The organism is Limosilactobacillus panis (assembly GCF_019797825.1).
Taxonomy (GTDB): Bacteria; Bacillota; Bacilli; order Lactobacillales; family Lactobacillaceae; genus Limosilactobacillus; species Limosilactobacillus panis_A.
Map to the genome: position 1 here is coordinate 182680 of NZ_CP081855.1, position 21137 is coordinate 203816.

Genomic DNA, 21137 nt, shown 5'->3' on the forward strand with positions numbered 1-21137 from the left:
GAGAGGCTAAGAAGGATTTCAATTGTGCGTTACCAAAAACGGTCTTCTTAGCCTACTGCTAAGGAGGCTTTTATTTTACAGAATTTCTTTAGCTACCAGCAGTGGGTTTTAAGAATCGGGTGCGGAACCATCAATCAATCTAGGGTATTTTGTTGAATACGAAAACCATTTAATTGACTCCTGTGAGAGCAAAACGGTACGGTGTTTGGCATTATTTAAGAGAAGAGAAAAAGCACAGCGCTCACTTAACCAGGAGAAATTAAGTGGGCGCTGTTTTTGATTGCGCGAAAGGAACATTCTCTGATGGAAGAAGCACAACGGTTGGCAGTTGAGCTGCCTGGCCTATCGCTGAAGAACCCGGTTATTCCGGCAAGTGGCACCTGTGGCTATGGCCAGCAAATTGCCCGCAACTATGATTTGAACTTACTGGGGTCATTGGTACTAAAGTCAACGACCCTCCATGCCCGGTCTGGTAACCCCCAACCCCGGGTCTGTGAGACGAGTGCAGGCTGGCTAAACGCCAACGGCCTGCAAAACGTGGGGGTTCAAGCAGTCGTTAATGAAAAGCTCCCCTGGCTGAAAAAACACTACCCAAGTTTGCCAATCATTGCAAGTGCGGCCGGCTTCTCCACGGCAGAATACGAAACGGTCGTCCACCGGTTGGGCCAGGCACCGGAAGTTAACGCCATTGAGTTAAACGTTTCCTGCCCCAACGTTAAGCATGGCGGCCTAGCAATGGGCACTGACCCAGCGGTTCTCGAGGACTTGACCAGAAAAGTCGTTAAAAAGGCCGGGGGCACGCCAGTTTACGTCAAGCTGACCCCGAACGTCACTAATATTGTTCCCCTGGCGCAGGCGGCCGAACGCGGTGGCGCCAACGGATTGACGATGATTAACACCTTAACTGGGTTAAGCATCGACCTCAAGACCCGGCGCCCCATCTTGGCCAACGTTACCGGGGGCTTATCGGGCCCGGCCCTTAAACCGATGGCGCTGCGAATGATTCACCAGGTTCGGGCCGTTTCCAGCCTACCAATTATCGGGGTCGGGGGTGTTGAAACCGCCGAGGACGTCCTGGAATTTATGATGGCTGGGGCTAACGCGGTCGAAGTTGGTGCGGCCAGTTTTCACGACCCATTGGCCTGCCCACGGATTGTGGCGGACCTACCTTTGGTCATGGACCGGTATGGTGTTGAAAAGCTAACGGATTTGTGGGAGGTAAGATTTTGAGACGATTTTCACCAATGGTGGCGATTGATGTGGCCACAAAGGACGAAGCACTAGACCTGTTCGACCGATTGACGGTGGAACCACGGCCAATTCTAAAAATCGGGATGGAACTTTACTACCACTTTGGTCCCGAGATCATTAAGAAGGCCCAACAACGGGGCTTCAAAATTTTCCTGGACCTGAAGCTTCATGATATTCCTAACACCGTTAAGCGGGCAATGTTTGTCCTCGGCCAGTTGGGCGTTGATTTTACGACGATTCACGCTGCCGGGGGCAGTGAAATGGTGGCGGCTGGTGCCGCGGGCCTTAAAGAAGGGGCCAAGGCAGCCGGATTGCCAGCACCAAAGCTCCTGGCAATCACCCAACTGACCTCGATTGACGACCAAATCTTACACGACGAGCAGCACGTTGACCTCTCCTTAGTAGAATCGGTCCAATCCTACGCCCAGCTGGCAGAAAAGGCCGGTGCGGACGGGGTTGTCTGCTCAGCTTACGAAGTTCAGTCAATTCGTCAGGTAACGGGGACTGATTTTCTCTGTGTGACCCCAGGAATTCGGCCGAAGGACTTTGCTAAGGGGGACCAAAAGCGGGTCGTCACTCCGCACCAAGCGCATGATGTGGGGAGTAACGCCATTGTGGTCGGGCGGCCAATTACCCAAAGTGCGGACCCGGTCAAGGCATATCAGGAAATTGAAGAGGAATTTTTAACGGAGGAAGATTAAGATGAGTTACGCAGAGACAGTCGCTAAGGACCTTTTGGAAATTCACGCGGTGACCCTGAGCCCGGACAAGCCTTACACCTGGGCCAGTGGCTTGCATTCACCAATTTACACTGATAACCGGTTAACGATTTCGTACCCGGCAGTCCGGCAAGCAATCTATCAGGGGATGGCGGCTCTGATTAAGGAACACTTTCCAGAAGCGGCCGTTATCGCGGGAACTGCTACTGCTGGGATCCCGCACGCTGCCTGGGTCGCCGAAGACCTAGGAAAGCCACTGGTTTATGTTCGCTCCAAACCGAAGGACCATGGTCGGGGCAAACAAATTGAGGGTGTCTTACAGGCCGGGGAGAAGGTTGTCGTGATTGATGACCTAATTTCTACTGGTGGGAGTGTCCTCAACGCGGTAGCCGCGGTCAACAAGGCGGGCGCCACCGTTATCGGAGTTGTTTCCGTCTTTACTTACCAGTTACCGGCAGCAGACAAGAATTTTGCGGATGCCGGCCTGAATTACTACTCCGTAACCAACTATCCGACCCTGGTCAACGTTGCTAAGGAGAACGGCTTGATTAGTGAAGACCACCTTTCTTCTCTGAACGAGTGGCGGCAGGACCCAGCGGCCTGGAGTGCTAAACACTAGGCAGTAATTTCTCCCGAAAGTCTGTTATAATACTTACAGAAAGTGAGTGGTTATTAATGGACATGGAAGAAATTCGTCAACACGTTTTGGAAACGGCGAACCGGCGTTACGCAACCAAAAAGTATGACCCTAATCGACATATTTCTCCTGCGGATTGGCACACCATCTTGGAGGTTGGTCGTCTTTCACCGAGTTCCTTTGGCTATGAGCCCTGGAAGTTTATCTTGATTAACTCCCCGAAGGTTAAGAAAGACATTCGGCCCTTTTCCTGGGGGGCGGCCAATAGTCTCGACGGGGCTGACAAGCTACTGCTGATTCTGGCACGGACAGATGTGACCTACGACAGTGACTATGTTCGTCACCTGGTATCTGACGTTAAGCATCACCAGTATTCCCCCGACTCAAAGCCTTCTCAGGCGTTTAAACACTTCCAGGAAGATGACCTTAAGATCAAGAATGACCAGGAACTCTTCGACTGGGCTAGCAAGCAGACCTACATCGCAATGGCGAACATGATGACCGCTGCAACCGAGCTTGGCATCGACTCCTGCCCAATTGAGGGCTTTAACTACGCGAAGATGAACGAGTACCTGAGTAAGCAGGGGATTATTGATTCACAGCACTGGCGCGTTTCGGTAATGGTCAGCTTCGGTTACCGCGACCAGCCAATTAAGCCCAAGGTCCGGCAGCCGCTGACGGCAATTTATGAAGAATTAAATTAGAAACGAACAAAGCCCATCGTTCTGGCATTTAATTGCTGAATTGATGGGCTTATTTTTACAGAAACAGTTGACATTATCCACCATAACGATTAAAGTATCATTAAAATATTATTAGAAATATAGGAAGAATATTAGAGAGAAGCGGATAAGGATGACACGAAAAGTTGGTGTGATTGGCCAAGGACACGTTGGTGAAACCCTGGCGAATAATCTGTTAGTGACCGGGACGGTGGATAAATTGGTCCTGATTGATACAAACGAAAAGAAACTGAATGCGAACGTAACTGACTTCGAGGATGCGGCGGCGAACCTGCCGACCCACACAAAGGTCCTTCGTAATGATTACGGGGCCTTGGGTGATGCCGACGTGGTGGTGATCGCGGTTGGCGATATTGGTATCCAAAATGACGACGCTAAACACGACCGCTTCATGGAACTAAAGGTGAACAGCCGCGCTGCCAAGGAGGTAGGGACCAAACTGAAGGAGGTCGGCTTTAACGGTGTGCTGGTTTCAATCAGTAACCCCTGTGACGTCATTGCGGCCCTGTTCCAAAAGTACACCGGCCTACCAAAGGACCAGGTGATTGGGACCGGGACCCTACTTGATACCGCCCGCCTCCACAAGGTTGTTGGTCAGGCCCTAAACGTTGATCCCCGCTCGGTAACCGGCTACGCACTTGGTGAGCACGGTAACTCCCAGTTTGCGGCATGGTCACAGGTCCGTGTCCTCGGGCAAAATATTACCGACCTCGCTGCCGCCAGCGATGACCTGGACTTAGACGCCCTTGCCGAAGCAACCAAGGCTGGCGGCTACACCGTCTTCCACGGGAAACTTTACACTAACTTCGGAATTGCGGCGGCGGCCCTGCGCCTGGTTACCGCCATCCTTAATGATGCCAACATTGAACTGCCGTGCTCCAACTTCCGTGAGGAGTACGGGACCTACTGTGGCTACCCTGCTATCATCGGCAACGGTGGGGTGGTCAAGCAACTGCAGCTGAACCTGACGCCCGATGAGGAAAAGAAGTTGGCCAAGTCAGCAAACTACATTCGGACCCGTTTTGATGAGACTGCCCAAAAGTTGGCAGCGGAATAAATTTAAAAACTCCTAAGTTTTTTCGACAAAAAAAGAAGTATTTACAGGCAAAAAACGTATTTCAAAGAGCCGTATCGATTTTTAAAAAGTACAATATCATCCTTAATGGTCTACTTAACAGACTATTCTATTTTACTCATTACAGCATCTACCCATTAACCAAGATAACGTTGGCCAATTGCGCTCAAAAGTGACATTTGAGGAAGCGTTTGCTGGCTATAATCCCCTTAAGGGTGACACTTGAAATAATAAAAGTGTTATTTCCTTAAGGGGGTTTTTGCATTTCAAGTTATTCGACAATGAATAGACTAGAGTTGCTTTACGGCTATCAAAAGACAGAATCCGGCCTCAAAGTATATGCCGATATGCATCATGTCAATCAGAATACGATGACAAGATGGATTCGGCAGTTTCTCTTGCATGGTTTGGCGGGGGTTCGCCATCGTTCATTCAATCTTCGCTATTCGCTAAATACTAAGATTGAAGCCGTCAAAGAGTATCAAGCCGGTTTCCCAGGCGAAAAAATCATTGAAAAGTATGATATTCGTAGTCTCTCTCAACTAAAACAGTGGTCGATCCAGTACAATAATGATGAACTAAAGACTAAGTCAAGAAAGCGAGTCAGAAAAATGGGTCGAAAAGTTAATTTTGAAGAGAAATGCAAAATCGTACAGTGGGTCTTGGACCATGACAATGACTACCAAGGAGCAACAATTCATTTTAATGTAAGCTATCAGCGTGTCTACTCATGGGTTCGCAAATATCATGAGGCAGCTGACAGTTGGGAAGCCTTGAAAGATAATGGCGGGCATCGCAAGCCACAAAAAGCTTTAGAAGAGATGACCGAAAAAGAGCGACTTGAAGCTGAAATTAAAAGACTAAAGAAAATCAATCGAGAAATGGAGCTTGAGATCGCATTCGCAAAAAAATTAGTCGAAATACGCAATCGGGGGGGTGAAGCGACCGGACGATATCAAGCGGTTCAAGAATTAATCAACGAAACCGCAGGTTCCGTTAGCGAACTGACTAAAATTGCCAAAGTTTCACGCAAATCATACTATCAGTGGCTCAAAAGACAGCCAACACAAAGAGAAATTGAGAACAAGGCAATTTTAGAAACGATCTATCAGATTGAAAAACGCCATCAGAACTGTGCTGGTCATAAAAAAGTAACCGCGATTTTAAACAATGAGAATGGGAAAAATCAAGAAATTCCAGAATACACCTTTTCGTTTGACTTTCGTATCAATATTAAGCGTGTGCGTCAAATCATGCGGAAACACGGCATTAAAGCTGATGTCCGTCAGAAAAAGCGCAGCCGCAAGAAAGAACAACAACAGTACCAAGAGGATAATTTATTGGAACGGAAATTTATTCAGATAGCGCCTAATCTGGTTTGGGTGTCCGATACGACAGAACTAACCTATGGTCGCAACAACAAAGTTCGCTTGCACGTAGTTTTGGATTTGTACGGTCGTTATGCGCTCAGTTATCATATTTCACCAACTGAAACGGCAGAAGCCGCAATTGAAGCCTTTAAACGCGCCGCTAAGCAAGCTGGGACCTTCGCACCAATGATTCATACCGATCGTGGCGCTGCCTATACTTCAAAAGACTTCAATAACTATTCAACCAGCAACAATAGTAAGCACAGTCTCTCTGCGCCTGGCACTCCGGCTGATAACGCAGTAATTGAGCACTATTGGGGCTATTTTAAGTACATCTGGATGGCGCATCATTCACATCCGCAAACTTTGGCAGAACTGAAAGATTTGGTTAAGCAGGGTGTTGAATACTTCAACACAGTCGAGATTTCCAGCAAACGAAACAACCTCACCGCGGAGGACTTCCGCAATGAGGCCGTATAGACTAATTTTTTATTTTTTTTAAGTGTTACCTTGACAGGGTACAGTACCACAACATAAACACAAAAGACCACTACCCCTACCTGGCTATAGCAGACGGGGCTTCACTATTATTGAGGATTAGTAAAAGTTCAGCGACTGCAGCCATCCATCAATCTGGCCCGGACTGTTGAGCACTGCCTCCTAGTTGAGGGCAACGTCGTAGTGGTTCTCCTTCACTGACCGTTCGATGTAGCTCTGTGAGCGGTCGTAGGTCGAACCACCAGAAGTGGCAAAGGTGGCCAGCTTCTTGCCGTTGAGGTCGAGATGGTCAATCATCGACGTAATAAAGCGTGGCGTGATTCCCCACCAAATCGGGTGGGCAATCACGATGTTGTCATAGCAGGCGATGTTCGGCAGGTCAGCGGCGTTGACCGGTACCCGCAGACCGTGCTGTTGCTGTTCGATTGACGTCCACGATTGAGAATCGTGATAGTTCAGGTCGGCAGCACTATACGGCTGTTGCGGGTGAATAGCTGCCAGGTCGGCATTTAAGAAGCCACTTCTTCAGCGCGTTGCTTGGTGGTATTAGTTGCTGAATAGTATAAAACGAGTGTTTTGGCCATAGTTATTCCTCCTCTTCCGGATTATTATACTCTGCCCAGCGCTTCACCCGTCATCAACAACAAAATGACCCGTGGATTGGTAATCAACCAATCCGCGGGTCATTCTGTCCTTAAGATATGAGGGGACATTAATGACATTTTAATGCCCGGCGATGTGAAGATTCCCCACGACTTTTAATTTCACCTTTGTAGTATTGCCAGGTGCGTAAGCAATTGGGGTCTCTTCCACCAAAACTAAGTGGGTAGTTGACCCATCGGCGCCGGCCTGAACTGCTTGATCGGTGGCTTTTTGTTGAGCGTCGGCCAGTGCTTCTTTGCGTGGCACTTTATCATAGGTATATAGGCGTTCGTATTCGCTACCAATTTGCGCGATAGTTGCGCCAATAGCATTGGCAACTGACCCCAGTGAGTCACGGTAAATCTTGCCGACCCCCTTAAGTGTTTGCGGAGCAACAATGGCACCACCGCCCACCAGCAAGAGGTCGACATCACCCGCCTTAGTCTTCATATTGTCAATACTCTCTTCCAGCATTGCCTTGATCTTGGCTGCTGCTTTCTGAGCAAATTCCAGGCTGATCTTCTTTTGGACCAGCTGCGGGTCGCCAACCTGGGCTTGCCCCAGACGGACAGCAATGTCGGTCGTTGTCACCGTATCACCGCCAAAGCATAAAGCTTTGTCTTCAATTTGATAGCCCACACTATCGGGTCCAACAGTGACACTGCCATCTTCCTGTTGACGAACAATACTCCCCCCGCCCAGTCCAATTGACAGGATATCTGGCATCCGGAAGTTGGTTCGAATCCCCCCAACATCCACCGCTACGGATGATTCTCGCGGAAATCCGTTAACCAGTACCCCCAGATCTGAGGTCGTTCCACCAATGTCCATAACCATTGCGTTTTCTAAGGATGATAAGTAGGCCGCCCCGCGAATACTATTAGTCGGCCCACTGCCAATCGTCAAAATTGGGTGCTGACGTGCATAATCAATGGACATCAAAGTACCGTCGTTTTGACATAAGTACGGCGTAGCGGCACTCACTCCTGCTTGTTGCAGAGAATTAATAAAACCGTCTGCCGTCCGCTGCATCACTTGATTGAGCGCCGAATTCAAGATCGTCGCATTTTCACGTTCAATCAAGCCTAACGAACCGACTGCTGCCGAGCAGGATACGGGAAAATTATCACCATATAGTTGGTGCGCCAGCTCCGCGACGCGTTTTTCTTCTTCATCATTGACTAGCGAGAAAACCCCAATAACTGCCAGTGAGCTGACTTTGCCCCGCCATTTTTCTAACGTGGATGTCACTTCTGCGTCGTCAAACTGTGAAATTTTACGGCCATCAAATTCATTGCCACCACGCAGGGTAGCCGTCAATGGATGAAGAGCCTCTACCAGGTCGGCCGGCCAATCTGTGAATGGTGGCAGTGATAATGTCGCTGGATAGCCCAACCTAATAACCCCAACCGAAATTAAATTTTTCCGTTCAACAATGGCGTTAGTGCACTGGGTAGTTCCCAGCATGGCTGTGCTGATTGCACTTTTATCGAAATTAACGTTTTGGAGCACTTTATTTACTGAATTCGTAATGCCAGTCTGAATATCCGGAGTGGTATGCGATTTAGTATGAGCAATCACTTCGTTTTTTTCCGTCAGAATGACCGCATCAGTGTTGGTCCCACCAACATCAACCCCTAATCTGTATTCCATCAGCTCACCCTCTTTCCTTTGCTAATTCTTCAACAGGTTGGTAGTCATAATCGTAGCCAAAATAACGCGGCCCGACAGTTTCGATGCCAGCTGGTGTCCGCCACTTTTCATCGCACGGCAACCCAAATACTGCCATCCGTTTTCCGTAACGGACATCTTCAGCCGTAAATGGTGTCAGTGAGTCAATATCAGCTAAGCAGATCAGGTCAGGTACACTAGCTGCCAGTTGACCGTCCACATGGGCCACCAAATTTTCGTTCTGATAATCAATCGTCATTGTTTTTCCGGAAAAACTATTAAGCCCATCAATCGTAATCTGCCCATGGTTAAAGCCACCGGACGTGGTTTGGGAGACGTCAACCACTTTACCGTCAAAAAGGTGCAGACTATTGGTAATTTCATGGAGTTGTTGCAGCTGCCAATCATGACCTTTGGAGTGCTGCCGGACGATTTGCCCCACCTGCTGACACTTGGTAAGAATCCCGGCAATTCCGGCTTCCTGAAGTTTTTCACCGGTGGTTGAGTATAAGGAAACCACTGCTGTGGCACCCATTTCGACAGTCATATCACGAGCCAGCAACTCTGCCCATTTGTCAGTGACAGTATCTAAAAGCCCCATGTTTCCCTTTTCGTCGGTAATCGCCATTGGCGATACCGTGACTCCTGCCAAATGAAGAGTAGTCATTTGCAATTCGGGAAAGGCCCTCCCCATCGAATCAACATCTACTACCGGAATTCCCGTTTGAGCCCCCAGAACAAAGGGAATCATGGAATTTACCCCACCAGCTTCACTGGGAAAAATACCCCCGATTTTTTTATGTTGTTGATCCGCCACGGCCTGGAGAACCCGCTGAAACTCATCACCCTTGGGAAACTTTTCGGTCATTACCGATGGAGCCCCCATGCAAGCAACGGGAGCATAAATAGCCTCCGGATCCAGTTCATCCACACTAATCAGGCTGACCGGGTTACCGCGCTTAATCGCGGATTTGGCCATCAGTTTACCAACATAAGGGTCACCGCCACCACCGGCTCCCATGAAAGAGGCGCCAGTAGCGATATCTTCAACGTCCTGTTCGTAAATTTTTCGCAATGTCAAAACTCCTTTCTATTTACGGTTTTCTTCAAGCTGCTTAGTACGGACCGTTGAACGACCAAAACGTACCAAGAATAAGTAAAGCAGTAATGAGATCATGATCCCCGTTAAGGGGTTGACCGAGACGTGAGGTGCGTTCGGGAAAAAGCCAAGGACAACGGGCACAGCGGCAACGACCGCTCCTACTGCCCAGGCGACAATCCCTTGCCACTCGTAATCATTTAGCACCGTTGTTGAGTTGACATGACCGCGGTTAACGATCCAGTAAGCGGCACACATGACCCCAGCTGCCGGTGGGACCATCGCCCCTAGCAGATTCATAACGGGCTCAAAAAAGTTCATGATGCCGAAGATGGCCAGCACCGTTCCAGCCATTCCCACTAGAAAGACTGTTGGCTTCTGGTATTTTTGTGGAACGCCAAAGAGGTTGTTAAAGGCAATCCCACCAGAAAAAGCGTTAATAACGTTAACTTTCCAAGTTGCCAAAACTAGGGCTAATCCACCAACAATTGGTGTCGCAACTTTGATGAATAATGCACTTAAGTTTGATGAACGGTAAGCAATCGTCAGAATAGCACCGACCGCGATCATCAGCACCCCTGCAGGGATGACACCCCAAATAGCCGCTTTAACCACGTCTTTGCGGTGTGGACTGTATTGGGAGTAGTCACCAGCAATGACTGCACCGAGCGCAAAGCCGCCCAAAGTCGTCGTCAGTCCAGTGGTAAATGGCGTGTGCGCTGTTGGCTGGTAGGCCAGTAGTTGTGACCATGATGTCGTTTGCAGAGCATGAACCAGCCCATACACGCAGACAAGTACCAGGTATGGTACCGCGACGTAAGTTAACCAACGAACGGCTTTAATCCCGTAAAGGGCGGTACCAACCATAATCAGGCCCAATAACAGGTCAGCAGCCCACAAAGGCATTTGCACGCCGAAAGCACTGAGCAGGCCGTTGAACGCGGCTCCGGCAACGTTGGCCTGGATCCCAAACCAACCTAAACAGCCGACGGCAATCAGCAGGGAAATAACCCGTTGTGATCCTTTCTTGCCGAAAACATATTCGGCTACCTTTACAGTCGGTTGCGCTAAATCGGTACTCTGCATCCCTTGAAAAATCATAATGACGACTCCCAGAGCATAACCGACCAGCGCCGTTAACAGCGTCTCCAGTAAACTCATACCAGAAACTAACGTCCCGCCGAGCAGGAGACTTGGAATTGAGACCAGGGCCCCAGCCCAAACAAAAGCTAGTCCCCACCATTTCTGATTCTGCTTATTATTCATCTACATTCCTCCAAACATAAAAAATTAAGTGCGCCTTAATATCATTGCCACCCTTCTCTCATCAACTTTTAATACAATAACACATGGTTTTTTTGAAGTGCAATACAAAAGTTGGACAAAATTAGATAATTAAGCTGCTAGGGCATGATTCCGATATTCAACGGGGGTCATGCCTTTAGTTTTTAAAGAGATTCGTTCATAGTTGAAATAGTGAACATATTGTGTAGCTGACTGCTTAAATTCTGACAAATTCTTGCACGGTGGAAAACCGTTAAGTAGTTCGGTTTTGAAAAGATGGAAAAAGCTTTCTACGGGGGCATTATCCAAACAGTTGCCCTTACGGGACATACTTTGTACAAAATGATGATTTTTAAGCCGTTGAATGTAGTATGGAAGTTGATAGTGCCATCCTTGATCAGAATGGATAATTGGGGTTGCGGTGGCTGGTAACTGATTCTCTAATTGTTCTAGGGTGTTCATAATTAATAAACGATTGGGACTATCACTGACTTGAAAGGCCAAGACTTCCTTACTGGCTTCATCAATCATGACTGAGATATAAGCCCACTGTTTATTAGCCAGCTTAATTTGACTAACGTCAGTGTGAATAACCTGATACGGATTCGTTTCGTTGAAAGTTTGCTCAAGTAAATTGTCCGCGGTGGTACCCACATGACCCTTATATGAGTGATACTGATGATTGCGATGACGATTATACATACTAACTTGAACACCTAATTGATGCATCAATGACTCAACTGTCGTGTCTGCTAAATGAATTCCTAGTTCTTCTAATTTTGCTTTAACTCGTCGATAACCGTAGGTTGATCGACCACGAACACGGCCTTCTTCCACAATCTTAAGAATGACTTGTTTTACACGAGCATACTTAGTGGATGGATGGGCAATCCGTTGGCGCTCATCATAATAAGTAGCCTTAGGTAATTGAATTGTTCGCAAAATTTCGCCAGTGGTAAAGCGTTGTTCTTTTGGACGCTGTGATTGTTCTGCCCTGATCTGATCCACTATTTGTGTTTTGGCGCGTGCTTTGAGGGTCCGAACAGGGCCAGAGATTTTTTTGTGATTTCTAGCTCCAATTTGGCCTCATGTAACTCTTGATTCTTCTTGGCAAGTTCTTCTTTGAGCCGGTCGAGTTCATTCCTCTCAGCCAAATGACGTATATGTTTTGGATTATGCTTCTTATTCACCTTTGGCGGCCTACCTTTCTGATGAGGCTTCAAAGCTTCGATGCCGTCACGTTGAAAAATATTGACCCAATAACTTACTTGTGTAGGCAACAGGTCAAACTTAGCTCCAACCTCAGCTAATGACTCCTCATGAGTTTGGTAGTAGTTTATCACGTTTAGCTTAAAATCTTGTGTAAATACTCGTTTATGACGCCGTCGTTTTAGCGCTTGAGATCCATTCATCCTAAATAATTGTACCCACTTATTGATGCGTTTCTTTGAAACATGGTAATTGTTAGACGATTCAGCTGTGGGGTTACCAGCTAAATATTCACTAACAATCTGTGATTTTAATTCTGAAGAATATTTTGACATAGAAAAAGTACCTCACAATCATTGGATCCTTTGTCCAACAATTATGGGGCACTTCACGTTTTCGGGCCTAAAAAATTTAGACCCTAAATTTCAAGAATAAGTTAGCCACTGGACTCAAATAAATAATACTGACCAATTGATTATTGGTTGATGGAGCTGTGATATCTCTTGGTAGAAGGCCTTACGATAGATATCCATTGACGAATGTCCATTAAACATAGCTCGTGGATAGTGATTCATCCAATCATTAGTCGCTATGATCTGAGCACTACTATAGTTATTTATAGCTTCACCTTTGGTAATCTCCTTGCGGAGAAACCGGTTATTGATCTCATTGGATCCACGTTCCCAAGGGGAATACGGATCAGCATAGAAAACATGATCGTGAACTTGTGTTAACTCACTAAATTCTGAACCGTTGTCAGAGGTTATTGTCTTAAAGATGCGATAGTAAGCATCTGTGCCCATTTTCTGGCGTAAATTTATAAAGAACTGATTTACTGCATGCGCAGTTTTACCAGCAATTTTACTCGTGATATTAACTCGTGAAAGGCGAGCAGTCATTACTAGTACAACACTGTCATTACCGTTTTTCTGTCCCTGAACTGTATCTAGTTCCCAATGGCCAATTTCGGACCGTTGGTCCGCAGTTTGAGGTCGTTGAGCAATATTAGGCCCTAAGCACCTTTTAGCTTGCGGATGAGTTCGATGATGCTTACGTTTAGGCTTTTCAAAGAGGTCTAAATTGGACGTACGAAGCACACCCTCATTAATCCATTGATATAAAGTTACAACCGACTTTGGGATCAGGGTGCCATCATTCATTAAATCTCGAGCCTTATAAATAACCGCTTGTGGGGAGTAATGGTGGTCGTCAAACTCACCAAGCATTAGCTGATCAGCTAATCGTAAAAATTGCTTTGAAGAATAATATAAGCGACGACGACCAGAATGGCGGTGATGTTCAAGATATGTGGCCTGACCAGCTTCATAACTATAGATGTAGTAAGAATATTCGTAAATCTTACCATTAGATTTTTGACGACGAAGTTGGCGGACCGTACCACGGTTGAGCTCGTTATTAATTGTTTGATGATTAACTCCTAATTGGCGACCAATTGCGCGATTGGAAAGTCCTTGCGACTTTAAAGTCGCAATCATCACACGTTCTTCTTTAGTAAGATGAGCATTCTTTTTATGAGTAGTCAATAAACTAGTAGACATGGTATCATTTAAGTGCGTCATTTGACGGACATCCTTTCATATAGGTTTGGTTCACTTAATATGATACCTGATGTCACGCCGAATGGCGTTTTTTATTTACCACCAACTGGGTGGCTAACTTCATTCTATAATCCACCAAATTTAAAAACTCCTGATAATTAAAAAGCTGGAAGAAAAGTATCAGCGTGCTTTTATTCCAGCCTTTTTAAGTTCTCTATTAATCTTTGTACATGTAGTCCCGGGTCATTGGCAGGTTCTTGCCAGAAGCCCCCTTGGTGATTAAGAACTGGATAACATCGATGTTTCCGGATTCAAAGGAAGCGGCACATGCCTGCAGGTAGAGGTCCCACATCCGTGTGAAGCGTTCACCCATCATATCCTGGATCTGGTTCCGGTTGGCGTTGAAGTTGGCGTCCCAGATCTCCAGGGTGTGTTGGTAGTGACGGCGGAGCATTTCCATGTCGGCCAGTTGCATGTGGTTTTCAACAATGTGGCCAATCATTTCTTGCAGGCCGGGAATGTAGCCGCCAGGGAAGATATACTTGTTAATCCAACCGTTGTAGGCCCCACCCTGTTGCCGGGTGATTCCGTGAATGAGGGCCACCCCATTATTACTGAGGTAACGTTGAACGTCCTTGAAGTACAACCCCAGGTTTTTCTTACCAACATGTTCAAACATCCCCACTGAGGTGATGTAGTCCCAGGTCTGGTCACCGAGTTCCCGGTAGTCAATCAGCTTGACTTCGGCAACGTCTTCCAAGCCTTCGTCCTTAATCTTTTGTTGGACAAAGCGGAATTGTTCTTCACTCAGGGTAACCCCGGTGACCTTGAGGCCGAATTCCTTGGCAGCGGTCAGCATCAGGGTTCCCCAGCCACAACCAATATCCAAAAGGGTCTTGCCGGGCTTCGGGTCCAGCTTCTTCAGAATGTGGTGAACCTTGGCTTCCTGGGCCTTTGTCAGGTCATCCCAGTTGCCATCCGTGAAGTAGGCACATGAGTAGGTCATCGTGTCGTCTAACCAGAGCTTGTAGAAGTCGTTCCCCACGTCGTAGTGACTTTGCACGTCGGATTGGCTTTCCTTTTCGGAGTGCCCTTGCTTTGGTAAGAACTTGCGGAACTTGGAATTACGCATGAAACTGCCGGCGCTTTCGTAGGCGGATTCAATGAGCTTCTGGATGCTGCCGTCGATTTCAATCTTACCGTCCATGTAAGCTTCTCCGAGGGCAATTGAGGCGTTCTTGGTAACATCACGAATCGGGATCTTCTCCTTAAAGGTGATGGTTACCTCGGGGTCGCCGTTACCGTAAACCACGCTCTTGCCATCCCAGAAGACAACCTTAACTGGGATCGTAAAAGAATGGCTTAGCAGTGACTTGTAGAACGTCTTTTCTAGCATTTCAACGTTTCCTTCTTTCTCAAATTAATAGGATTATTATAACACCCCGTAAATTAATTCAAGGAAAAGAAGCTTCAAATCTCCCAAATATTTGAAAATCCTTATATAATTATAATGATGAGAAAGGGTGATCATATGGTTGATGCTTGGCATCGCTTTATTAAAAATGTGGAGCTGCGACGGTTTGTAGTCCTCGCGATAATTATCGTGGTCCTTTGGATGGTCCGGTCAATGATGAATATGATCCTATTCACCTTTATTCTGACCTACATCGTCGTTAACTGGGTCCACCTGGTCCGGCGGTGGCTCCCCAAATTATCGCCAGCCATCATTACGGTGGTGACCTACGTCCTGTTACTTTTGCTATTGTATTTTGGGGTTACCAAGTACCTACCAGTCCTGGTTCGCCAAATTGTCAAAATGGTCAATTCAGTGGTGAAGTTCTACGAGTCCAACGACACGACGGTCTTCTACCACTATATTAACCACTACATCAGCACGGCGACGATTATGAACCAGGTGAAGCACGGCATCTCACTCGCTGTCAGCACGCTGACTAGCATTGGGGTTGTTACGGTGACTTTCCTCTTGTCACTGATTTTGAGCTTCTTTTACACCTTGGAGCTTGAGCAGATGGAAAGCTTCTCCCGGCTCTTCCTCGACAGCAAGTTCAGCTGGTTCTTCCAGGACGTGGCCTTCTTTGGCAAGAAATTTACTAATACCTTCGGGGTTGTCTTGGAGGCCCAATTCTTCATCGCTATCTGTAATACGGTAATTACAACGGTGTGCCTGACCGTGATGAAGATGCCGCAGATCTTTGCGCTGGCGCTGATTGTCTTCATCTTCAGTCTGGTACCAGTTGCCGGGGTGATTATTTCGACAATTCCCCTCAGCCTGGTGGCCTACTCTGTTGGCGGCCTGCGGGACGTGGTTTATATTATCATCATGGTGATCGTTATCCACGCCATCGAGGCCTACGTTTTGAACCCCAAGTTCATGTCCAGCCAGACCGACCTGCCAATCTTTTACACCTTCGTGGTCCTATTGGTCAGCGAGCACTTCTGGGGTACCTGGGGCCTCATCGTTGGGGTTTCCATCTTCACCTTCCTGCTCGACATCCTCGGTGTTAAGTCGATTCACCACCACCGTAAGTCACGGCGGGCTTGAGCCTTGTGTAATCCTGTACATTAATGGAAATTGAAAAGAAAAAACAAATTTGTTACGAACGAAAATAATAAATGGTGAGCAAGTTGATTATCCGCCCAGTAATGCCGCTATCACGGACTTAATGAGCTAAAAAGGATAGTTGACTTGCTCATTTTCTTTAAAATTGTTCACAAGACAGCGAGCAAAGCGGGAAGGGGCACCAATGTGAGCAGTGATCAATCTTGTGCTTGTTTTCTGAAAAGATTAGAATTTAATTATAACGCAATCTGAAGGACAGACGAGGTGGATATAAATGGAAAAACAATTACATGGTTCAGACGTCATTATCGATAGCTTACGCAAACACGGTGTCGACCTGGTATTCGGGATCCCAGGGGCCAAGATTGACCGCCTGTTTGAAGGCCTTGATGGCAAGGAAAGCACGGATGCACCAAAGCTGATTGTCACCCGGCACGAACAAAATGCGGCCTTCATGGCTCAGGCCTACGCCCGCTTGACTGGTAAAACCGGGGTTGCCATCAGTACATCTGGCCCGGGGGTTGGCAACCTGACGACCGGAATCATGACGGCCAATGCAGAAGGGGATCCGGTCCTGGCCATCGGTGGTCAGGTTCAACGTAAGGACCTTCACCGTTTAACTCACCAGAGCACCCCGTCTGCCGAAATTATGGCCCCAATCACCCAGTACAGTGCTGAAATCCAGGACCCGGACAACATTTCCGAAACGATGGCCAACGCATTTGAGGCCAGCCAGAGTTCACCAAAGGGGGCGGCGTTTGTCAGCCTGCCGCAAGACGTTGACGATGCGGTCGTTAATGAAAAACCTCTGCCAATCTATGAGGCTCCGAAGATGGGCCCTGTCGATGCCGATAATTTGGCAAAGTTGGTTGACCTGGTCAAGAACAGCAAGATGCCCGTCATCCTGGTCGGGCAACGGGGCGGCAACGAGGAAGTCACCGCGGCTTTGCGGCAACTACTCCGGGACTATTTCTTCCCCGTTGTAGAAACCTTCCAGGCCGCGGGGGTTGTTTCTCGTGACCTAGAAGAACAGTCCTACTTTGGCCGGGTTGGCCTCTTCCGCAACCAGGTTGGTGACCAGCTCCTCCAGCAAAGTGACCTGGTAATCGCCGTTGGTTATGACGCAATTGAATACGAACCACGGAACTGGAACAAGGAAGGACAACTGCGGATCGTCAACCTGGATACCCAACCGGCCCAGATTGACAACCACTACACCCCAATCATGCAGATGGTCGGCGACATTGCCACCAGTTTGAAGCAGTTTGGTCAGCTGCTGAAGGGGTACAGTTACCCAGCGGCGGCCAAGAAGCAGCTTGCCACCTACAAGCAGCAACTGGATAAGGACAAGCAGATTGAGGTACCCCAAAGTCACGGGGTTAGCCACCCGTTAGCGGTTGTCCAAGCCATTCAGGAAAACGTGACTGACGACATGATTGTTTCCTTAGACGTTGGCTCCCACTACATCTGGATGGCCCGGCATTTCCGTTGTTACCAACCCCGACACCTGCTGATTAGTAACGGGATGCAGACCCTCGGGGTGGGCCTGCCATGGGCAATGGTCGCCGCCATGCTCCACCCAGAACACAAGGCCGTTGCCGTTTGTGGTGACGGGGGCTTCCTCTTCTCCGGGGTCGAATTAGCTACGGCCGTCCAGCACCACCTGAACCTGGTAACAATTGTCTGGGATGATGGTGGCCACTACGACATGGTTAAGTTCCAGGAAGAAATGAAGTACCCAGAAGCCGCCGGGGTGACCTTTGGTAAGTGTGACGTTGTTAAATTCGCCGAAAGCTTTGGCGCTACTGGCCTGCGGGTTGAAAAGCCGGCCGACCTGAAGAAGACTTTGCATAAGGCCTTCAACATCGATGGCCCCGTGGTTGTCGATGTTCCTGTCGACTACAGTAATAACAAGGACCTAGCAGCCCACTTGATTGACTCACAATTAGGTTAATGAAAGGAAATGATCTTATCAGTACTTTGTATGAACACGGTACGTTAGCTTCTTTGATGGCTGGTAACATGGACGGGACAATCACCGTTGCCGACCTGTTAAAACATGGTTCGACGGGAATCGGCACTTTTAATGGGCTCGATGGTGAGGTAATCATCCTCGATGGTGAGGTTTACCAGGCGGTATCTGATGGGCACGTTAACCACATGACCGACCGGCAAGCCAAGATGCCATTTGCCTCGGTCCACACCCCCGAAGATCTGGAGAAGATTGAGCTATACAATGTCGACTTCACGGCATTAAACGGCGACTTTGTTGAAAAACACGCGCTGAAGAACATCTTTGCCGCACTGCGGTTAAAGGGGAATTTCAACCACGTCAAGGTGCGGATTGCACCTAAGCAGGAAAAGCCATACCCAAGCCTGCTGGAAGTTGCCAAGGGCCAACCAACGTTTACCAATGACAATGTTACGGGGACGATTATTGGTTACTACGCCCCAGAAATCTTCGGCAGTGTTACCGCGGCCGGCTGGCACCTCCACTTCATCAGCGATGACCGCCAGTTTGCTGGTCACCTGTTGGAGTTCAACGCGGACCAGTTGACTGGTGACCTGCAGATCTTTGATAACTTGCAGCAGCACATGCCGATTAACGACCAGGCATTCCGCCAGGGCGAGGTTGACATGGGCATCTTGCGGGACAGCATTGCCCAGTCTGAAGGAAATAACGATTAATAAAACGCGAATAAGGTATTAGCGCGCTTCATGTGGCTATTATGGGGCGACTGCTGGTAACGGGCCAGCGGTTGTTCGTAACTAGCACCAGGAGCGCGCTTTTCTTGTGGAATCCCTTTGACATTAGGATGGATAACCGCTAAGCTGGAATAGTAAGTTTATTTTTAACTTAATTTAATTAATTATTCGTGAAAAGAGGTTTACGAGCAGCAAATAATACAGTATTCTATGATTATAGTCGAACAAGAAGCTATAATAAAACTATAAAGTTCGCGTCTAACGAAAGGGGACGATTGCAATGATGACGGATATCGAAATTGCAGACCAAGCGGAAATGAAGCCGATTAAAGAGGTCGCAGAAAAGATTGGCCTGGGTGAGGATGATATTGAGCAGTACGGAAAGTATAAGGCGAAGATCAGTCTCCCCGTCACGGCGCACCCGGATAAGAAGCACAAGTTAGTCTTGGTAACGTCAATCAACCCCACGCCAGCCGGTGAGGGGAAGTCAACCGTTCTCGTTGGGTTAGGGGATGCCTTAAACCAGCTGGGTCACCAGACCATCATTGCAATGCGGGAACCTTCGATGGGGCCAGTCTTTGGAATTAAAGGTGGGGCCACTGGTGGGGGCTACAGTCAGGTCGTCCCGATGGAGGATATCAACCTTCACTTTACCGGGGACCTGCACGCCCTAACGAGTGCGAATAACACCCTGGCGGCCCTGGTTGATAACTATATTATGCGTGGTAACGAATTGGGCCTGGACCCCCGCCGAATTATCTGGAAGCGGGTTGAAGACGTTAACGACCGGGCCCTTAGAAATGTCGTCACCGGCCTGGGGGGCTTAATGCAGGGGGTCCCACGGCAGACCGGATTTGATATCACCGCCGCTTCTGAACTGATGGCGATCCTATGCCTGTCGACCGACCTGATGGACTTGAAGAAGCGGGTTGGGCGGATTGTTGTCGGCTACACCTATGACAAGAAGCCGGTTACGGTGGCTGAGCTCGGCTTTGCAGACGCCATTACGATTCTCTTAAAGGACGCCATCAAGCCTAACCTAGTTCAGACCCTGGACCACACCCCAACGATTATTCACGGGGGCCCATTCGCTAATATCGCCCATGGCTGCAACAGTGTGCTGGCTACCAAGGCGGCATTGCAGCTGGCGGACTATACCGTTACGGAGTCTGGCTTCGGTGCCGACCTCGGGGCGGAGAAGTTCATGGACATCAAGCGCCGGGTCCTGGGCAAGAACCCGGATGCGGTGGTCATCGTCGCTACTGTTCGGGCCCTTGAGTATAACGGTGGTGTTGCCCTGGCTGATTTAAAAGACGAGCACCTTCCGGAACTGAAGAAGGGGATGGCCAACCTGAACCGCCACATCAAGAACATGCAGCGGTACGGCGTGCCCTTGGTGGTGGCCATTAACCACTTCGTCACGGATACGGAAGCTGAGATTAAACTGATTGAAGATAACTGTAAGGAACTCGGGGTCAACGTCGTGCCGGTGGACGCCTGGGCTAAGGACGGTGCTGGAACGCAGGGCCTGGCCCAAGAGGTTGTCCGGTTGACGGACCAACAGAGTGACTTCCACGAGTTGTACAGTTTGGACGCGACCCCGGAGGAAAAGATCCGGACGATCGCGACTAAGATTTACGGCGCCAAGGACGTTGAATTTAGCCGCACTGCCAAGCGTCAACTGAAGCAGTTTACCGAGCTCGGCTGGGACAAGCTGCCGGTCTGCATCGCCAAGACCCAGTACTCATTCACCGATGATAAGAGTCAGCTGGGGGCTCCAGAAGGCTTTACCTTCCACATTCGGAGCCTTGTTCCCAAGCTCGGGGCCGGCTTCATTGTCGCTCTATCCGGCAACATGATGACGATGCCGGGCCTGTCCAAGGTACCGGCGGCCGTTAACATGACCATTGATAAGGACGGCAAGATTACTGGTTTGTTCTAAGAAAAGAATTGCGCCCAGCTGGGTAAAACTAGCTGGACGTTTTTTATTTACCAGAATTTATACGAACTTTATATTATTAAATATATATTTTGTTCGTAAATACTATTGAAGTGGGCCCGCCGATTTGGTATCCTTAAAGCAGTTTTTAAGG

General features: G+C 48.3%; 17 protein-coding genes and 1 pseudogene. 10 read left to right on the plus strand and 8 right to left on the minus strand.

Annotation, left to right across the window (positions count from 1 at the left end; all coding sequences use genetic code 11):
* The first annotated feature begins 303 nt into the window (after positions 1-303).
* From KZE55_RS00885 to KZE55_RS00915, 6 genes are all read left to right on the plus strand, one after another.
* Positions 304-1230: a dihydroorotate dehydrogenase gene (locus tag KZE55_RS00885; protein WP_222258541.1), complete on the plus strand. Its 927-nt coding sequence runs from the start codon at positions 304-306 to the stop codon at positions 1228-1230.
* Positions 1227-1952, plus strand: a complete 726-nt coding sequence (gene pyrF, locus KZE55_RS00890) for an orotidine-5'-phosphate decarboxylase (protein WP_222258543.1) — start codon at positions 1227-1229, stop codon at positions 1950-1952. The genes KZE55_RS00885 and pyrF overlap by 4 nt, the downstream gene beginning before the upstream one ends.
* A 1-nt stretch (position 1953) precedes the next feature.
* Positions 1954-2589, plus strand: a complete 636-nt coding sequence (pyrE, locus tag KZE55_RS00895) for an orotate phosphoribosyltransferase (RefSeq protein ID WP_222258545.1) — start codon at positions 1954-1956, stop codon at positions 2587-2589.
* A gap of 56 nt (positions 2590-2645) precedes the next feature.
* Positions 2646-3311 carry an NAD(P)H-dependent oxidoreductase gene (locus KZE55_RS00900; RefSeq protein WP_222258547.1) on the plus strand — a complete coding sequence of 222 codons (666 nt, stop codon included), beginning with the start codon at positions 2646-2648 and terminating at the stop codon, positions 3309-3311.
* A 151-nt stretch (positions 3312-3462) separates the two neighbouring features.
* Positions 3463-4407: an L-lactate dehydrogenase gene (locus KZE55_RS00905; RefSeq protein ID WP_047768775.1), complete on the plus strand. Its 945-nt coding sequence runs from the start codon at positions 3463-3465 to the stop codon at positions 4405-4407.
* 629 nt (positions 4408-5036) lie between these two features.
* Positions 5037-6275: an IS3 family transposase gene (locus KZE55_RS00915; protein ID WP_261313324.1), complete on the plus strand. Its 1239-nt coding sequence runs from the start codon at positions 5037-5039 to the stop codon at positions 6273-6275.
* 183 nt (positions 6276-6458) lie between these two features.
* On the opposite strand, the pseudogene KZE55_RS00920 reads toward KZE55_RS00915, so the two are convergent.
* From KZE55_RS00920 to KZE55_RS00955, 8 genes and pseudogenes are all read right to left on the minus strand, one after another.
* Positions 6459-6877: pseudogene (locus tag KZE55_RS00920) on the minus strand (flavodoxin); the annotation flags it as partial.
* 139 nt (positions 6878-7016) lie between these two features.
* A complete protein-coding gene (locus KZE55_RS00925; protein WP_222258549.1) occupies positions 7017-8588 on the minus strand; it encodes a hydantoinase/oxoprolinase family protein in 1572 nt (523 codons plus the stop codon).
* A 4-nt stretch (positions 8589-8592) separates the two neighbouring features.
* Complete coding sequence (locus KZE55_RS00930) at positions 8593-9681, minus strand: DUF917 domain-containing protein (protein ID WP_222258551.1); 1089 nt, start codon at positions 9679-9681, stop codon at positions 8593-8595.
* A gap of 15 nt (positions 9682-9696) precedes the next feature.
* Positions 9697-10971: a cytosine permease gene (locus KZE55_RS00935; RefSeq protein ID WP_222258553.1), complete on the minus strand. Its 1275-nt coding sequence runs from the start codon at positions 10969-10971 to the stop codon at positions 9697-9699.
* 129 nt (positions 10972-11100) lie between these two features.
* Entirely contained in the window at positions 11101-11997 is an 897-nt protein-coding gene (locus KZE55_RS00940) for an IS3 family transposase (RefSeq protein ID WP_261313236.1), read from the minus strand.
* Positions 11997-12533 carry a helix-turn-helix domain-containing protein gene (locus KZE55_RS00945; RefSeq protein WP_222258134.1) on the minus strand — a complete coding sequence of 179 codons (537 nt, stop codon included), beginning with the start codon at positions 12531-12533 and terminating at the stop codon, positions 11997-11999. Before KZE55_RS00945 ends, KZE55_RS00940 begins: the two co-directional genes overlap by 1 nt.
* A 114-nt stretch (positions 12534-12647) precedes the next feature.
* On the minus strand, positions 12648-13778 hold the full coding sequence (locus KZE55_RS00950) for an IS30 family transposase (RefSeq protein ID WP_222258555.1): 1131 nt from the start codon (positions 13776-13778) through the stop codon (positions 12648-12650).
* A gap of 196 nt (positions 13779-13974) precedes the next feature.
* Positions 13975-15153: an SAM-dependent methyltransferase gene (locus KZE55_RS00955; RefSeq protein ID WP_056962077.1), complete on the minus strand. Its 1179-nt coding sequence runs from the start codon at positions 15151-15153 to the stop codon at positions 13975-13977.
* A gap of 135 nt (positions 15154-15288) precedes the next feature.
* Between KZE55_RS00955 and KZE55_RS00960 the strand changes: the two genes are divergently transcribed.
* The 4 genes from KZE55_RS00960 (at position 15289) to KZE55_RS00975 (ending at position 20986) form a co-directional block, all read left to right on the plus strand.
* Positions 15289-16320, plus strand: a complete 1032-nt coding sequence (locus KZE55_RS00960; RefSeq protein ID WP_222258557.1) for an AI-2E family transporter — start codon at positions 15289-15291, stop codon at positions 16318-16320.
* A gap of 292 nt (positions 16321-16612) precedes the next feature.
* Complete coding sequence (gene alsS, locus KZE55_RS00965; protein ID WP_222258558.1) at positions 16613-18292, plus strand: acetolactate synthase AlsS; 1680 nt, start codon at positions 16613-16615, stop codon at positions 18290-18292.
* Complete coding sequence (gene budA / locus KZE55_RS00970; RefSeq protein ID WP_261313263.1) at positions 18292-19026, plus strand: acetolactate decarboxylase; 735 nt, start codon at positions 18292-18294, stop codon at positions 19024-19026. Before alsS ends, budA begins: the two co-directional genes overlap by 1 nt.
* A 298-nt stretch (positions 19027-19324) precedes the next feature.
* The gene (locus KZE55_RS00975) at positions 19325-20986 is read left to right on the plus strand and encodes a formate--tetrahydrofolate ligase (RefSeq protein ID WP_222258560.1); all 1662 of its coding nucleotides are present in this window, start codon (positions 19325-19327) and stop codon (positions 20984-20986) included.
* Positions 20987-21137: the final 151 nt, after the last annotated feature.

Bases quoted from the DNA above. Each gene is read 5' to 3' on its own strand.
- KZE55_RS00935 (WP_222258553.1), bottom strand. From the start codon at position 10,971: ATGAATAATAAGCAGAATCAGAAATGGTGGGGACTAGCTTTTGTTTGG.
- budA (WP_261313263.1), top strand. From the start codon at position 18,292: ATGAAAGGAAATGATCTTATCAGTACTTTGTATGAACACGGTACGTTA.
- pyrE (WP_222258545.1), top strand. From the start codon at position 1,954: ATGAGTTACGCAGAGACAGTCGCTAAGGACCTTTTGGAAATTCACGCG.
- KZE55_RS00960 (WP_222258557.1), top strand. From the start codon at position 15,289: ATGGTTGATGCTTGGCATCGCTTTATTAAAAATGTGGAGCTGCGACGG.
- KZE55_RS00955 (WP_056962077.1), bottom strand. From the start codon at position 15,153: ATGCTAGAAAAGACGTTCTACAAGTCACTGCTAAGCCATTCTTTTACG.
- KZE55_RS00950 (WP_222258555.1), bottom strand. From the start codon at position 13,778: ATGACGCACTTAAATGATACCATGTCTACTAGTTTATTGACTACTCAT.
- KZE55_RS00915 (WP_261313324.1), top strand. From the start codon at position 5,037: ATGGGTCGAAAAGTTAATTTTGAAGAGAAATGCAAAATCGTACAGTGG.
- KZE55_RS00905 (WP_047768775.1), top strand. From the start codon at position 3,463: ATGACACGAAAAGTTGGTGTGATTGGCCAAGGACACGTTGGTGAAACC.
- KZE55_RS00925 (WP_222258549.1), bottom strand. From the start codon at position 8,588: ATGGAATACAGATTAGGGGTTGATGTTGGTGGGACCAACACTGATGCG.
- alsS (WP_222258558.1), top strand. From the start codon at position 16,613: ATGGAAAAACAATTACATGGTTCAGACGTCATTATCGATAGCTTACGC.
- KZE55_RS00945 (WP_222258134.1), bottom strand. From the start codon at position 12,533: ATGTCAAAATATTCTTCAGAATTAAAATCACAGATTGTTAGTGAATAT.
- KZE55_RS00885 (WP_222258541.1), top strand. From the start codon at position 304: ATGGAAGAAGCACAACGGTTGGCAGTTGAGCTGCCTGGCCTATCGCTG.
- KZE55_RS00975 (WP_222258560.1), top strand. From the start codon at position 19,325: ATGATGACGGATATCGAAATTGCAGACCAAGCGGAAATGAAGCCGATT.
- KZE55_RS00900 (WP_222258547.1), top strand. From the start codon at position 2,646: ATGGACATGGAAGAAATTCGTCAACACGTTTTGGAAACGGCGAACCGG.